Source organism: Bartonella sp. SD1336NMGDW (assembly GCF_042193565.1).
In the GTDB taxonomy this organism is placed as follows: domain Bacteria; phylum Pseudomonadota; class Alphaproteobacteria; order Rhizobiales; family Rhizobiaceae; genus Bartonella; species Bartonella grahamii.
This window is the reverse complement of record NZ_JBHILW010000005.1, coordinates 59881-75005: the sequence shown is the minus strand read 5'-3', so window position 1 is coordinate 75005 and position 15125 is coordinate 59881. Positions and strand designations below refer to the sequence as shown.

Annotated in this window: 11 protein-coding genes; 8 read left to right on the top strand and 3 right to left on the bottom strand. The window is 41.0% G+C overall.

Annotation, left to right across the window (positions count from 1 at the left end):
* Positions 1 to 120 precede the first annotated feature (120 nt).
* From ACFIKH_RS04400 to ligA, 8 genes are all read left to right on the top strand, one after another.
* On the top strand, positions 121 to 1041 hold the full coding sequence (locus ACFIKH_RS04400; RefSeq protein ID WP_375627075.1) for a D-alanine--D-alanine ligase: 921 nt from the start codon (positions 121 to 123) through the stop codon (positions 1039 to 1041).
* The gene (locus tag ACFIKH_RS04395) at positions 1029 to 1940 is read left to right on the top strand and encodes a cell division protein FtsQ/DivIB (RefSeq protein ID WP_375651868.1); all 912 of its coding nucleotides are present in this window, start codon (positions 1029 to 1031) and stop codon (positions 1938 to 1940) included. The genes ACFIKH_RS04400 and ACFIKH_RS04395 overlap by 13 nt, the downstream gene beginning before the upstream one ends.
* The gene (ftsA, locus tag ACFIKH_RS04390; protein ID WP_375627078.1) at positions 1937 to 3238 is read left to right on the top strand and encodes a cell division protein FtsA; all 1302 of its coding nucleotides are present in this window, start codon (positions 1937 to 1939) and stop codon (positions 3236 to 3238) included. The genes ACFIKH_RS04395 and ftsA overlap by 4 nt, the downstream gene beginning before the upstream one ends.
* 63 nt (positions 3239 to 3301) lie before the next feature.
* Positions 3302 to 5074, top strand: coding sequence for a cell division protein FtsZ (ftsZ, locus tag ACFIKH_RS04385; protein WP_375627080.1), 1773 nt, complete (start codon positions 3302 to 3304; stop codon positions 5072 to 5074).
* A 213-nt stretch (positions 5075 to 5287) separates the two neighbouring features.
* Positions 5288 to 6172: a UDP-3-O-acyl-N-acetylglucosamine deacetylase gene (gene lpxC, locus ACFIKH_RS04380; protein ID WP_375648155.1), complete on the top strand. Its 885-nt coding sequence runs from the start codon at positions 5288 to 5290 to the stop codon at positions 6170 to 6172.
* Positions 6173 to 6330: 158 nt separating this feature from the next.
* Complete coding sequence (locus tag ACFIKH_RS04375; protein WP_375619631.1) at positions 6331 to 7224, top strand: outer membrane protein assembly factor BamD; 894 nt, start codon at positions 6331 to 6333, stop codon at positions 7222 to 7224.
* A 6-nt stretch (positions 7225 to 7230) separates the two neighbouring features.
* Positions 7231 to 8892 (top strand): DNA repair protein RecN, encoded by a 1662-nt coding sequence (gene recN, locus ACFIKH_RS04370; protein WP_375627085.1) that lies wholly within the window; start codon positions 7231 to 7233, stop codon positions 8890 to 8892.
* A gap of 113 nt (positions 8893 to 9005) precedes the next feature.
* Positions 9006 to 11165 (top strand): NAD-dependent DNA ligase LigA, encoded by a 2160-nt coding sequence (gene ligA, locus ACFIKH_RS04365; protein WP_375671070.1) that lies wholly within the window; start codon positions 9006 to 9008, stop codon positions 11163 to 11165.
* Positions 11166 to 11774: 609 nt separating this feature from the next.
* Here the strand turns inward: ligA and ACFIKH_RS04360 are convergent.
* From ACFIKH_RS04360 to ACFIKH_RS04350, 3 genes are read right to left on the bottom strand one after another with little or no spacing between them, the layout of a single operon-like run.
* Positions 11775 to 13601 carry an aminopeptidase P family protein gene (locus ACFIKH_RS04360; RefSeq protein ID WP_375671068.1) on the bottom strand — a complete coding sequence of 609 codons (1827 nt, stop codon included), beginning with the start codon at positions 13599 to 13601 and terminating at the stop codon, positions 11775 to 11777.
* A 17-nt stretch (positions 13602 to 13618) separates the two neighbouring features.
* On the bottom strand, positions 13619 to 14488 hold the full coding sequence (locus tag ACFIKH_RS04355; protein ID WP_375651863.1) for a 50S ribosomal protein L11 methyltransferase: 870 nt from the start codon (positions 14486 to 14488) through the stop codon (positions 13619 to 13621).
* A gap of 26 nt (positions 14489 to 14514) precedes the next feature.
* Positions 14515 to 15096, bottom strand: a complete 582-nt coding sequence (locus ACFIKH_RS04350) for an SCO family protein (protein WP_375626103.1) — start codon at positions 15094 to 15096, stop codon at positions 14515 to 14517.
* Between the last annotated feature and the right edge of the window lie 29 nt (positions 15097 to 15125).

The window sequence follows — 15125 nt, the reverse complement described above, 5'->3', positions numbered from 1 at the left end:
TGATTCATTATGCAAAATGCTAGGTTATTGATTCGCAAGGATAAACCTTGTTTTTTCTGTATGTGGTGCTGATGTATTTTATATAGACTACATATAGTATGCGAAAGAGGGTGATTTATTATGAGAGATAAACATATAGCTGTGTTAATGGGAGGTTTTTCTTCTGAACGGTCTGTAAGTTTATCTTCAGGGGCGGCTTGTGCTGATGTTCTAGAGCTGCAGGGGTATCGCGTGAGCCGCGTGGATGTTGACGCTCATATTGCTTCTGTTCTTGAAAAGTTGCAGCCCGATATTGTCTTCAATGCATTGCATGGTCCATTTGGTGAAGATGGTCGGATTCAGGGGATTCTTGAATATTTAAAAATTCCTTATACCCATTCTGGTGTGATGGCATCCGCTTTGGCAATGGATAAGGGACGTGCAAAAATTATCGTTGAAAATGTTGGGGTTTGTGTTGCTCCTTCTCGTATCATGAGCCGCTTTGCTTTGGGACAAACACACCCCATGGAGCCTCCTTATGTAATTAAACCTGTGTGTGAAGGATCAAGTTTTGGTGTTGTTATTGTCCAGGAAAATGAAGCTGTACCGCCGCATAATATTGGGGGAGCTGAGTGGGGGTATGCCGATGAGGTGATGATTGAAAAATATATTCCTGGTCGTGAATTGACTTGTGCTGTTTTGGGGAATGAAGTGCTGGATGTGTGTGAAATTCTTCCCGATAAACACTTTCCATTCTACGATTATGACTCGAAATATAAAATGGGTGGTTCTCTTCATATTTGTCCTGCACAACTTTCACTAAATATTTACCAAAGTGTGCAAAGAATGTCTTTAGCAGCCCATCAGGCGATAGGGTGTCGAGGTGTTAGCCGTTCTGATTTTCGTTTTGATGAGAAAACGGGAGAATTGGTTTGGCTTGAAATTAATACGCAACCCGGTATGACATCGACGTCTCTTCTTCCTGATATTGCAAAAGCGAGCGGCCGTACTTACGGCGATATTGTTCAATGGATGGTGGAGGACGCATCATGTATGCGTTGAATGTTAATAAAACAAATGTTCCGATGGAGGTGCTTTCAGTGCCGGCTTTGCCACGTCTTTATCGTCGTTTTCTTCGGTTTATGTTTGAGTTTGTTTTTGTCAATATTCATATTCCACGCCATTTCGGCTCTTTTGCTGTTGTATGGTTTTTCTTTGTTACGGCTTTTTATGGACTTTCATCGAGTGGTCAGATGGCTGTGATCGTAAACACGATCATATTGGATAGTAGTTTTGTGGTCACTCATGTCGATATAAGCGGTAATAAGCGCTTAACAAAGCAGGATATTTTTAAAATTTTAAAACTTGATGTTGCGCCTTCTATATTCACTTTTGATGTTGAAAGAGCACGTTCTCTTTTGGAAAAACAGGCTTGGGTGCAATCGGCTAATGTTCAGAAAATTTATCCCAATAGAATGCGCATTTCCATCGTGGAGCGTGAACCCTATGCCATTTGGCAACATGATAGCATAGTGGATATTGTTGATAATACAGGGCGCGTCATTGTACCCTTTAAAGGAGAAATTTCTCGGGATTTGCCTCTTGTGGTGGGGCAGGGTGCGCAAAATGCTGCTAAAGGATTTATTCAAGCGCTGTCAGTTTATCCAGAAGTATATGATCGTATTCGTGCTTTTGTGCGGGTAGGTAATCGACGTTGGGATCTTGTTTTGGATAATGGAATGCGCGTTATGTTGCCTGAAAATGGTGCACTTGAAAGGCTTTCCTCTCTTATTTCGTCCGGTACAATGCAGGATCTTTTATCGCGCGATATTCTCAGTGTTGATTTACGTCTTGCTGATCGAATTACTGTTTCTTTGTCAGATGAAACGTTGGAGCGTTATAACGCTACTGTAGCAGAAGAAGAACGTATTTTAAAGGCACGAAAGGCAGGAAACCCATGATGTTGCTTAGATCACATCATCTGGGAGGGCGTAAAACACGTTTTTTAACGGTGCTTGATGTCGGTTCAAGTAAGATTGTTTGTCTTATTGCTTGTTTGCGTCCTTTGAAGCATGCGCACTATTTACATGGTCGTACACATTCTACGGAAATTCTAGGCTTTGGAGTGCAGCGTTCACGTGGTATTAAATCTGGTGTTGTCATGGATATGTTTGCAGCAGAACAATCAATAAGATTGGCTGTTGATGCGGCAGAAAAAATGGCAGGTTTGGTGGTGGATTCAGTGATTGTGAATTTTTCCTCAAGTCGATTACAAAGTGCTTTGATTAATGGAAAGGTCCATTTGAATGGTCGTGAAGTCACCAAGCGTGATATGCGTATGGCCTTTTCAGATGTTTCGCGTAAAGCTTTTGATGCTGAACGTCATGTTATGCACTCAGTTCCAGTTTCTTATGTATTGGATGGAGATAAAGGAATTTCTGACCCTGTTGGAATGGCAGGGGAAACATTTGGTGTTGACGTGCATGTGGTAACAGCAGAAACAGCTTCTTTGCGTAATTTAGAAACTTGTATTAATCGTGCACATTTGAGTGTTGAAGCAATGGTTGCTACTCCCTTTGCAAGTGGTCTTGCTGTCTTGATGAATGATGAGGCGCATTTAGGGGCTGCATGTATTGATTTTGGTGGTGGAACAACAACATTTTCAGTGTTTTTTGAGGGAAAATTTATTCATGCGGATGCTCTTGCTGTTGGGGGGCATCATGTCACTCTTGATGTTGCGCGCGGATTTTCTATGTCTTTAACAGAGGCGGAACGTTTAAAAGTTGTTTATGGTTCAGCACTTCTAACAAGCGCTGATGAGCGGCAAATGATTAATGTAGCAGAAATTGGGAATGAACAGCGTGAAACTCAATATCCTCGCGCGGTTCTTGGGCGTATTATTCGTGCGCGTGTTGAAGAAATTTTAGAAATGGTCCGTGATTGTTTAAATCGTTCTGGTTTTGGTCACATCATTGGTAAACGTGTTATTTTGACTGGGGGAGCAAGCCAGTTAACAGGATTGCCAGAAATGGCACGTACTATATTAGGAAGAAATGTTCGTATCGGGCGGCCTTTAGGTATTTCGAGGCTTCCTTCTCTTGCAAAAGGGGCGGCGTTTACATCTGCTGTTGGGTTGTTAATTTATCCGCAATTGGTGGGTTTTGAAGAAAAAACAATGCAGGCGGCAGGAAATCATTTATCGATGGGCACGCGTGGGTATTTTCAGCGTGTTGGTCAGTGGTTGCGTGAGAGTTTTTAGTTAAGTCTAGTTGGATAAATTTCATCGCTTTGGCTTGCGGTGTCTTATGAGAAGGAAAAGAAAATGACGATTAATCTGCATCGGCCAGATATCGCGGAATTGAAGCCACGCATTACCGTTTTTGGTGTTGGAGGTGGTGGCGGGAATGCCGTGAATAATATGATAAATGCTGGTCTTCAGGGAGTTGATTTTGTTGTTGCAAATACGGATGCACAGGCTTTGGCTATGTCAAAGGCTGAACGTGTTATCCAACTTGGAGCAGCTGTGACAGAGGGTTTGGGTGCTGGTGCTTTACCGGAAGTTGGACAAGCGGCGGCAGAGGAATGTATTGATGAAATTATTGATCATCTTGCAGACTCTCATATGGTTTTCATTACTGCTGGTATGGGGGGAGGAACTGGAACAGGGGCTGCTCCTGTTGTTGCTCGCGCAGCACGTGAAAAAGGTATTTTGACTGTTGGTGTTGTGACAAAGCCGTTTCAGTTTGAAGGCGCACGTCGTATGAAAACGGCAGAGGCTGGTATTGAAGAATTACAAAAGTCTGTCGATACATTGATTGTTATTCCCAATCAAAATCTTTTCCGTATTGCAAATGATAAGACAACGTTTGCTGATGCTTTTGCTATGGCTGACCAAGTGCTTTATTCTGGTGTTGCTTCCATTACGGATTTGATGATTAAAGAGGGTTTGATTAACCTTGATTTCGCTGATGTTCGCTCTGTTATGCACGAAATGGGTCGAGCTATGATGGGAACGGGTGAGGCATCTGGTGAAGGACGTGCTTTGGCTGCAGCTGAAGCTGCTATTGCAAACCCATTGTTGGATGATACCTCTATGCGTGGGGCGCGTGGTTTACTGATTTCTATTACGGGTGGTCGTGATATGACTCTTTTTGAGGTTGATGAAGCTGCTAATCGTATTCGTGAAGAAGTGGATGCTGATGCGAATGTGATTTTTGGTGCTATTGATGATGAGTCATTGGAAGGTGTTATTCGTGTTTCTGTGGTTGCCACCGGTATTGATCGTGAAGTTAGTGATGTGGTTCAGTCGTCTCATCCTCAGCTTCAAAGGCCTGCTTCTTCAATGCGCAAGAGCGATCCTGGAACGTCACACAGTTCTTTTCATGTTCAGTCATCGCCTCTGCGTTCTGAGTCAATGGTAGAAGTGATCGAATCACTTGAAATAGAGAAGGGTAAACCAACCGGAGAACAGTTCCGTCCAAAAAGTCAAATTTTTGCACATCCTGCAGAAGCAATGACGACACGAAGTGCGACGAATGCTGTTGCGTATGGTTCAAATGCTGTTCAGGAACAGAGATCAAATGTGCCCCGTATGCAAGTAGGTCGTGGTTCTCAACCGGCTATGACAGCTCCCGTGAGTATGGAGGCAACAGCGCATGTTCTTGATGAGATGACAGGGGTTGTGAAGCAAAAAGAAAAGCTAGTGCAACCAAAACAAATGCAACAAATGCAAGCACGCGCTCCAATGCGTATGCCTGAGTTAAAGGATTTTCCTCCTGTTGCTCATGGACAAAGTCAAAGAACATCTGTGACTGATCAAGGTCCTCGTAATCTTTGGCAGCGTTTGAAACAGAGTTTGACGAATCGTGAAGAAGCCGAGCCAGAAGCGAGGCTGGAGCCTGCTGTCAGATCGTCTCAGCAGGAAGAGTCTCGTGTTTACAATAAAAATTCTCAGGCGCTTTCTCAAGATGCTTCTGTTTATGTTCCACGTCGTTCTGGTGAGCTGCACCCTCAGGTACCACAAGATCAGCGTACTTTTATAAGTGAAGAAGATCAGTTGGAAATACCAGCATTTTTACGTCGTCAGGCAAATTAATTGATGAAAAATGAGGCAAAGTAAGAAAAATTATTACCTCTTTGATGATCAGTCAAAAATTATACAGTAAAATATATTGCTGTTTTTTGGATAAAATACTTTGTTTTTAAAAAACCGCTTATAATAAGCGGTTTTTTTTATTATTTACTATGAATATTTTTTATAGTTTTATAAATTTTGTTAAAAGATGTAAAAGTAATTTAATAAAACAATATGATGAATTTGGTGCCAAAATATCAGTCGACTCTTAAAAAAGCAGTAACATTTAAGGGGATTGGCGTTCACAGTGGTTGTTTGTCAGTGGTAAAGGTTTGTCCAGCGGATGTTGGGTGTGGTATTATTTTTAAGCGTTGTGGATTAGACGGAACAGAGAAAATATTTCAAGCCCATGCATCGCAAACAGGAGAAACTGAATTATCAACGGTACTTGGAGATGGAGATATAAGGGTTGAAACAATTGAACATTTGATGGCAGCAATTACTGCTTATAATTTGGATAATCTTATTATTGAAGTGTCACATAATGAGATTCCTATTTTGGATGGTTCAGCGTGGCTATATTGCCAAGCTTTTGAAGATGTCGGCATTGTACAGCAAAATGCGTTACGTTCTTATTTCATTATAAAAAAACCGTTGCGGGTTGAAGGAGCTCATGGTGTTGCAGAGCTTTTGCCATTCGATGGACGTCGTTTTGATATAACGATCTCTTTTCCTTCTTCTGCTATTGGTAAGCAACATTTCAGTTTTGACCTTACCACACGAGGGTTTAGAGATGATTTGTCACGTGCGCGCACTTTTGGTTTTATCAAAGACGTGGAAAAATTAAGGCTTTCTGGAAAGGCGAGAGGCGCTTCTTTGGAAAATTCTCTTGTTATTGACCTTAATGATAAAATTTTAAATCCCGATGGTCCTTATTGGGAGAATGAATGTGTTCGGCACAAGATGCTTGATGCGATTGGTGATACTGCTTTGCTTGGGGCGCCTTTTATTGGATTATTTCGTTCTTATTGTAGTGGACATAGAATTAATGCGCAATTGGTGAAGGCTGTTTTGGCAGACGAATCCCATTACGAAAAAAGCTTTTTAGAGAAAGAGTAAAAAAATTGACAAGATTTTTTTATCGTTTATTTGATTTTTAAGGGGATGATTGACCTAAACTGCTAAATTGGTTATGTGGATTTTAAAGTGATATGGTATAAGACCTTTTATAACTTGTTTTTGCTACAAGGTGATATTCTGTGGAGGCCGGGAAAACTATGAAAAAATCTCATGTGTGCATTGGAAATATGACATATAGAAAATCTAACATTGTACGCAAGATATTGGGGGTGGTGCTTTTGGGAAGCACCTGTATGTTGGCGGGATGCCTCTTTAAAGAGAAAAATACTCTTGATCCATCTGCTTATGTTTTGAAAATAGAGCCACCAGATGTTTTATATAATCAGGCTCTTGCTAGCCTTGAGAGTGGGAAGCTTGGGGATGCATCGAAGAAGTTTTTGAAGATTGAAAAGCAGTATGCTTATACAGACTGGGGGCGTAAATCTTTGGTCATGGGGGCTTTTACTAATTATCGACTCGGAAAGTATGATGATTCAATTAGTATGGCTCAACGCTATATTACTCTTTATCCAGGGTCGACTGACTCGGCTTATGCGTACTATATTATTGGTCTTTCTTCTTTCCGTCGGATTCCTGATGTTACGCGTGATCAACGTGATACGAAACGCGCTATTGCTGCTATGCAGCTCCTTATAGAGCGTTATCCTAATTCTGAATATGTCAAGGATGCTAAGGATAAAATACGTTTTGGGCGCGAGCAGCTGGCTGGCAAAGAAATGCAGATTGGTCGTTATTATGAAGAGGGGCGGCGCTACCTTGCGGCAAGTAGACGGTTTCGTACCGTGGTTGAAGAGTATTCCGATACAAATCAAATTGAAGAAGCGCTTTTCCGCTTGACTGAGGTTAATCTTGCTCTCGGCTTAACGGCGGAAGCACAGACGGCAGCAGCTATTTTAGGACGTAACTATCCCAAAAGTGAGTGGTATAAATTTTCTTATAATCTCTTGCAGAAGAATAAAATATCGCCACGCGAGCATAAATCTTCTTGGATCTCAAATGCTTTAGGTGGTGATAAGAAGAGGGTACGTTGATTCTCTATGCTGGTACAGCTTTCGATTCATAATATTGTTTTGATCGAAACGCTCGATATTCATTTTACGGCGGGGTTGACTGTTTTAACTGGAGAAACAGGTGCGGGGAAGTCCATTCTCCTTGATGCTTTATCACTTGCTCTAGGGGGGCGGGGTGATGCTTCGCTTGTGCGTCATGGTGCTGAGCGCGGGCAGGTCACAGCTGTTTTTGATGTGTCTGTTTCACATCCTGCACGTCAACTTATTCGTGAGAATGGTCTTGATGATGAGGGTGATATTATTTTACGACGTGTGCAATCAAGTGATGGACGCAGCCGTGTTTTTATTAATGATCAGGTGTCTAGTGTTGCATTGATGCGGAGTGTTGGCCGTTTGCTGGTTGAAATTCATGGACAACATGATGATCGTGCGCTTGTTGATGTTGCTACACATCGCCAATTATTAGATGCCTTTGGTGGTCTTGAGGATGAAGTGGAAAATTTGCGTCAGTGTTATTACACATGGCGTGAATTTGAGGAGCGTTTGCAACGGCAGCGTCTTAAAGTAGAGAGCGCTGTACGTGAGGTTGATTATCTTCGTGCGTGTATAGAAGAGCTTGAAAAGCTTGATTTTAAAGTTGGTGAAGAGGAGGCTCTTTCTCTTCGTCGTGCTGATATGCTTAAATTAGAAAAAATAGCGACGGATATTAAAGAAGCGGATGATCTTTTAACGGGTCAAAAATCACCAATCCCAGTGCTTTCTAATTTGGTGAGGCGTTTGGAGCGGAAAATTCCTGAAGCACAAGAGCTTATTGCACCAGTGGTGAAATCTATTGATGAGGCATTGCATGCACTTGCAACAGCACAAGAAGGTATTGAGACGGCAATACGAGCATTAGATTTTGAACCTGATGAATTAGAACGGATAGAAGAGCGTCTTTTTTCTCTTCGGGGTTTTGCTCGTAAATATCAAGTTTCTGCGGATGAATTGGTTCAGTTACGCGATAAGATGGATGCTGAATTAGCTGATTTTGAAGAGGCTCAGATTATATTGACACGTTTTGAAAATGAGGCAAAACAAGCACAAAAAAATTATGATATGTTAGCACAAGCGTTGTCAGTAAAACGTCAAGAGGTTGCAAAGCGCTTGTCTGAAAGCGTGATGACTGAGTTACCGGCATTGAAATTAGAGAGGGCTGAATTTATTGTTGAAATGCAAAGTGATATCGAAAAGCGGAGTGCAGAGGGATGTGATCGTATTGAATATTGGGTGCGAACAAATCCTGGAACACGTGCTGGACCAATGCTTAGTGTGGCTTCTGGCGGTGAATTGTCTCGTTTTTTGTTGGCATTAAAAGTTGTTTTATCTGATCGAGGATCAGCACCGACGCTGATCTTTGATGAAATTGATACAGGCGTTGGGGGTGCTGTTGCAGCTGCTATTGGGCAACGGTTGCAACGCTTATCAGAACATGTCCAGGTTTTCGCTATTACGCATGCTCCACAGGTTGCATCGAAAGCGCATGGTCATTTTCTTATTTCAAAAATTGAGAGTCATGATAAAGGACGCTTTGTTACTGCTATTCATAAAATGGAAGAGCATGAGCGTGCAGAAGAAATTGCTCGTATGTTGGCAGGAGAACAGATTACTGAAGAAGCGCGTGCAGCGGCTCAAAAGCTTCTAGCATGAAGGTAATTAGTCAGCGATAAAAATACTGGAAAGCTTGTATTTACTGAGATTCACTTTATGAGGAGGCGCGGAGATCATCCTTGTGGCAGTGCTCGTAATTTGGAATAGATTTTATGAACAAAGATGCAGATAAAAATCTCACAGCTGTTGAAGCAGAAAGTGAATTAGAGTGGTTGGCAAAAGAGATTGCACGTCATGATGTGCTTTATAATCGTGATGATCAGCCTGAAATTTCTGATGCAGAATATGATGCTTTGCGCCGCCGTAATGCAGAAATTGAAGCTCTTTTTCCAGAGCTTATTCGTGTTGATTCTCCTTCACATAAAATTGGGGCACCAATTTCTGAAAAGTTTGAAAAATCTGTTCATGCACAGCCAATGCTTTCACTGGATAATGCGTTTAGCTCTGAAGATGTTACTGAATTTGTTGAGCGTATTCGTCGTTTTTTACGGCTTCCAGAAACACAGGTGTTGGAAATAACAGCGGAGCCAAAAATTGATGGTTTATCTTTGTCTTTACGCTATGAAAAGGGGCGGCTTGTGGGGGCGGCAACGCGTGGGGATGGAACTGTCGGTGAAAATGTGACGGCAAATGCCCGAACCATTGCTGATATTCCACAAGTTTTGCAAGGTGATTTTCCTAATATAATTGAGGTGCGTGGTGAAGTTTATATGGGGCGGGAAGATTTCCAAGCATTAAATATCAGCCAACAAGAGAAGGGCAAGTTAACCTTTGCCAATCCTCGAAATGCGGCAGCTGGTTCACTCCGTCAGCTTGATTCACGGATAACCGCTAGCAGAAAGCTTCAGTTTTTTGCTTATGCTTGTGGTGAGGTGAGTGAAATATTGGCAGAAAGTCAAATGGAGATGATGAAAAAGCTAAAAGAATATGGCTTTGTTATCAATCCATTAACAAAAGCCTTTAAGACGTTAGAAGAAATTATTTCTTATTATCACGATATCGAAGAATGCCGTCATTCTTTAAGCTATGATATTGATGGTATTGTTTATAAGGTTAATGATTTGATGCTCCAAAAGCGCTTGGGGTTTGTTTCTCGTTCGCCGCGTTGGGCAATCGCGCATAAATTTCCAGCAGAAAAGGCGATAGCGCTTTTGAAAGATATTGACATTCAAGTTGGTCGCACGGGAGCTTTGACACCTGTTGCACGTCTTACGCCTATTACTGTTGGTGGAGTGGTGGTGACCAATGCTAGTTTGCATAATGAGGATTATATTAAGGGAATTGGTCATAAAGGAGAGCCTATTCGTGAAGGACGTGATATCCGTGTAGGCGATAGCGTGATTGTACAACGTGCTGGTGATGTGATCCCTCAAGTTATTGATGTTATCATTGAAAAACGCCCGAAAGATGCTGCTGTCTTTATTTTTCCTCATTTGTGTCCAGCTTGTGGGAGTCATGCTGTTCGTGAAGTGGGAGAAGCTGTGCGTCGCTGTACAGGGGGGCTTATTTGTCCTGCACAGGCGATTGAGCGTATTCGTCATTTTGTTGCGCGCAATGCTTTTGATATTGAGGGCTTGGGTAAAAAACAGGTAGAGTTTTTTTTCTATGCTCAAGATGAAGCGCTTTGTATTCATACACCAGCTGATATTTTTACTTTAGAACGTCGCCAAGAAAAATCTTTGATACGTTTAGAAAATATAGAAGGTTTTGGGACTGTTTCAGTTCGCAAATTGTATGATGCCATTAATGCGCGCCGAGAAATTCCTTTAAGCCGTTTTTTGTTTGCATTGGGGATTCGTCATGTTGGCGAAGTGAATGCACGCCGCCTTGCACGTACTTATAAAAATTATACAGCTTTTGAGACCGCGGCTATGGAAGCACTTATGCCATGTGATAAGAAAAATGAAGAAGGAAATGAGGCTTGGATAGAGCTTACCAATATCGAAGGAATTGGACCACAGGTAGGGAGCGCAATTGTTGATTTTTATCAAGAAGTGCATAATCGTGAGGTTTTGTCTGTTTTACTTGAAGAAGTAACCCCTCTTGATGAGGAGCCTATCACGACAGCTTCTTCCCCAATAGCAGAGAAGACAATTGTTTTTACAGGAACTTTGGCGCATATGTCACGCGATGAAGCAAAAGCATTGGCAGAGCGATTAGGGGCTAAAACATCTGGTTCACTTTCTAAAAAAACAGATCTTCTTGTTGCAGGACCTGGAGCGGGCTCCAAATTGGCTAAAGCTGAAGAATTAGGTGTTGAGGTTATCGATGAAGAGACTTGGCTACAGCTGATTGAGGAACATAATGTTTAGAGGGCGTTTTCTAGAAGATGCGTATGCTGTTTGTATGGTTAGCTCTCTTACATTTTTGGGGGCTGGAATCAAAAAGGGGATAATAGGGGTTGTTTTTTTGCAAAAATAGAGCGCCATATACTTTGATATTTATTAAGTTATTAAAAATGATTAACGTTGAAATTAAATATTAAACTTAAACTCTTATGATTAAGAATATACAAGGTTATTATTAGTAAAAGATATACGTTATCACTGTGAAGCAAGGTAAAAATTGTAACTAAATATGCAGAACTTTTGAATTTAAACGGCGTAATAAGCTGGTTATAATAGGCATTTTAGAAATGAGACGCGGAGGATTACAAAATATAATGAAAATTTCTATATAGCAGAATAAGGCTATAACTCATGTGAAGATGGTGGAGGATAGTTGATAAGCATTATCTGTTACAAGTGTATTCCGCTCTGTTTCAGTTTGGGAAGAGCTTTTATCCTATCGGCAAAAAAACTTGAAGTATTTTATAGAAGCATTTTTTGTGATTGCTGATGGTAAATACGCACTTCTCTCTTTAAAAGAGAAGGGTGTGGTGTTTTTATAAGAAGCGTTAGAAGATATTTGTGTTGCCTCATTTAAAGGGGTAGTGTTGCCTCTTTTGCCCATTTTTTATCTTCTTCATTTAAGTAAGGTGCATTCATCTGATAAACGCGCGCATGGTAATCATTGAGCCATTGCCGTTCTTCTTGTGTCAAAAGCTCTGGGAGAATGAGTTTTCGATCAATAGGGCAAAGTGTAAGCGTCTCAAACGAAAGCATTTCTATATCCCCGCCATCAATTTTTTGTGCTGGATTTACAATTATCAAATTTTCAAGACGAATACCAAAAGCACCTTCGCGATAATATCCTGGTTCGTTTGAAAGAATCATACCGGAGATGAGTTCTTGGCATCCTTTGCGGGAAATATTTTGTGGTCCTTCATGAACAGAAAGATAAGACCCAACACCATGACCGGTGCCATGAGCATAATCAAAACCAGCCTTCCACAATGCAATGCGCGCTAGAATATCAATGTCTTGTCCGCGGGTTCCTTTTGGAAAGTAAGCCGTTGAAAGAGCAATCATACCTTTGAGGACAAGCGTGAAACAGCGCTTTTCTTCTTCTCCAATATTCCCAATTGCTACTGTACGTGTGATATCTGTCGTTCCATCACGATATTGTCCGCCTGAATCAACAAGATAAAGTTCACCCGCATTGAGTTGTTTATTTGTTTGTGTCGTTACACGATAATGAATAATGGCGCCATTTTCTCCTGCTGCTGAAATTGTATCAAAAGAAAGATCTTTGAGTTCTTCTCCCATTTCTTTTGCTGTATTTATGCGAAATTCTTCTAATTTTTGCGCAGCAGAAATTTCACTTATTGCCCCTGGTGTTTGTTTATCTAACCAGGAAAAAAAACGGGTTAGGGCAACACCATCGCGTAGATGCGCTTTGCGTGCACCATTGAGTTCTGTGTCATTTTTAATGGCACGTGGTAGAGCGGCAGGATCGGTAAGTGTGATGAAAGAGCTATTGTTTTCTTCAATAACAGTTCGTAATTTTTCGCATGTTAGCTGTGGATCTAATGCAAACACTGTCCCTTTTTGAATATACTCTTTGATCTTTGGAATAAGCTGTTCTGGTTCATATAATTTTGCATAACGTTCCAGATATTGTTTCTGTTCTACACCAAGTTTTTTGCTGCTAATGAATAAGGCTGGTGTTTCGTTAAGTGGAATGAGAGCAAAACACAAGATAAAAGGTGTATTGGAAACATCACTGCCCCGTATATTGAATATCCATGCAATAGAGGAGGGATCTGTAAAAATAAAGGCATTTGCATGAGTTTTCTGTATATCTTTGTAAATCAAAGCGAGTTTTTCATCCGTATCGCACCCAGCATATTTGAGAGGGTGAATTGATAAGGCAGATTGTGGAAATGGTGGCTGATCATGCCAGAGCAGGTCAATGGGATTATGTTGAACTGCTACAAGTTTTCCACCGGCTTCTATCTCTAAAGATTTTTTCAACGTTGCTGTAGCGGCAATCGTGTGGAGCCATGGATCAAAACCAATAGAAAGTTTTTGACCATTTTTTTCAAGCCATTGTGAGGGAGGGCAAGTTATGAGATCTTCATAATCAAAAATATCAGGATCAGTTTGTTGGCGAACTTGGAGCTTATATCGCCCGTCTGTAAATATGATGGCTTTGTTTTTTAAAATCACTGCAATCCCAGCTGATCCAGTAAAGCCGGTTAGCCAGCTAAGGCGTTGAGCATGAGGAGGGACATACTCTCCTTGATGTTCATCGCACCGCGGAACAAGAAAACCATCGAGTCCAAGGCGGTCTAGTTCTTTACGAAGAGAGGCAATGCGCTCTAGAGCATAAGCAGGATTTGTTGTTGCCTCAAAAGATTGATACATAACGACGTCCTTTTCTTTTATTTCAGATGTATCGTAACCCATCCTTGCCGGTGGTATGTTTCGATGTGCTTCAGTCCTTGTTTTATATAAGTCTCCAAAACATGGGCATGTTGTTCCTCAAGAATTCCAGAGAGTATAAGTGATCCCCCTTTTTGAAGTGCTTTTACCACTTCTTGCGCAAGTTCAATAAGCGGATTAGCAAGGATATTGGCAACGATGAGATCAAAAGGGGCTCGTGATGCAATTGCATCATGGGCAAAACCTGTTGCTGTAATAGCTGTGATATATTTTTTTACGCCATTGAATTCGATATTGTGTTGTGCAACTTGAATAGCGACAGGATCAATATCGGATGCAAGAACAGTAATTGGTTTGAGCATTGCTATGCCAATGGCTAGTACACCGCTCCCAGTACCAAGATCAAGTGCATTTTGGGGATTTTCGTGTTTCATCACTTTGGCAATCATTTCTAAACAACCAGCTGTTGTTCCATGATGTCCGGTGCCAAAAGCTTGATTTGCTTCAATTTCAATAGGCAAAACATTGGCTGGAATGTCGCCTCTATTATGGCTTCCATGAAGAAAAAAAGGTCCAGCATGCACAGGTTTTAGTCCTTCAAGGCTTTTTTGTACCCAATCAATGTTGGGTAAAACTTCCATATTAATTTTATCAGGATCTATAGAAAGGATTTGAGCAAAATGTTTCGAAATATGCTCGTAGTTTTCTTGGTCTACATAGAGTGAAAGTTCATATACAGCATTTTGTTCATCTATCTCTGTAAGAGCAAGAGGATAACTTTCTTCGTCAAAGGCTGTGTCTATAAGGGTATAGAACCGTTCTGCTTCATTTTTAGAAGCAGTATAATAGAGGCGAATTTGTTGCGACATACTGTTCTTTCTTTTGATCGGTTTTTTTAGTTTAAGATGAGTTTTTTTAACCGTTCAATGGCGATTTCATCTTTTAATTCGCTATCGCTTTCTTTCGTGTCATAACGGATAACGCCAGCTAATTTTCCACCTTTTTTGAGTAAAAAAATTGCTGCTGTATGGTTATATGTATAGTTTCCATCTGTTCCAGGGACTTTTTCAGCAACGATGTTAAAGGAATTGACCATTTTATGAACTTTATCAGGATCTCCACTGATCCCAATGATTTTATTGTTAAAATTACTGAGATATTCATGGAGCACTTCTGGTGTATCACGTTCAGGGTCAACAGTAACAAACCATATGCCTAATTTATCGGCATTGGGTCCAAGGGCTGTAAGCCATCGATCAAGATTCATCAATGTCGTAGGGCAGATTTCAGGACACATAGTGAAGCCGAAAAAAACTATTGAGGGCTTGCTTCGAATATCAGCCTCAGTGATATTTCTTCCATTAGAATCAGTGAGTGTAAAATTATCACCTAAAGGCTTATTTGTCAGCGCATCATAAATAAAAATACCTGCAAGAAATATGATTGTCAGCCCCAAGATGCGTATTACATTTTTCATAGTTTGACTCTCTTAGATAGATCACGAAA

What these genes read in the sequence shown, in the direction of transcription:
- ACFIKH_RS04400 (WP_375627075.1), top strand. Translation starts at nt 121, where the DNA reads ATGAGAGATAAACATATAGCTGTGTTAATGGGAGGTTTTTCTTCTGAA.
- ACFIKH_RS04395 (WP_375651868.1), top strand. Translation starts at nt 1,029, where the DNA reads ATGTATGCGTTGAATGTTAATAAAACAAATGTTCCGATGGAGGTGCTT.
- ftsA (WP_375627078.1), top strand. Translation starts at nt 1,937, where the DNA reads ATGATGTTGCTTAGATCACATCATCTGGGAGGGCGTAAAACACGTTTT.
- ftsZ (WP_375627080.1), top strand. Translation starts at nt 3,302, where the DNA reads ATGACGATTAATCTGCATCGGCCAGATATCGCGGAATTGAAGCCACGC.
- lpxC (WP_375648155.1), top strand. Translation starts at nt 5,288, where the DNA reads ATGATGAATTTGGTGCCAAAATATCAGTCGACTCTTAAAAAAGCAGTA.
- ACFIKH_RS04375 (WP_375619631.1), top strand. Translation starts at nt 6,331, where the DNA reads ATGAAAAAATCTCATGTGTGCATTGGAAATATGACATATAGAAAATCT.
- recN (WP_375627085.1), top strand. Translation starts at nt 7,231, where the DNA reads ATGCTGGTACAGCTTTCGATTCATAATATTGTTTTGATCGAAACGCTC.
- ligA (WP_375671070.1), top strand. Translation starts at nt 9,006, where the DNA reads ATGAACAAAGATGCAGATAAAAATCTCACAGCTGTTGAAGCAGAAAGT.
- ACFIKH_RS04360 (WP_375671068.1), bottom strand. Translation starts at nt 13,601, where the DNA reads ATGTATCAATCTTTTGAGGCAACAACAAATCCTGCTTATGCTCTAGAG.
- ACFIKH_RS04355 (WP_375651863.1), bottom strand. Translation starts at nt 14,488, where the DNA reads ATGTCGCAACAAATTCGCCTCTATTATACTGCTTCTAAAAATGAAGCA.
- ACFIKH_RS04350 (WP_375626103.1), bottom strand. Translation starts at nt 15,096, where the DNA reads ATGAAAAATGTAATACGCATCTTGGGGCTGACAATCATATTTCTTGCA.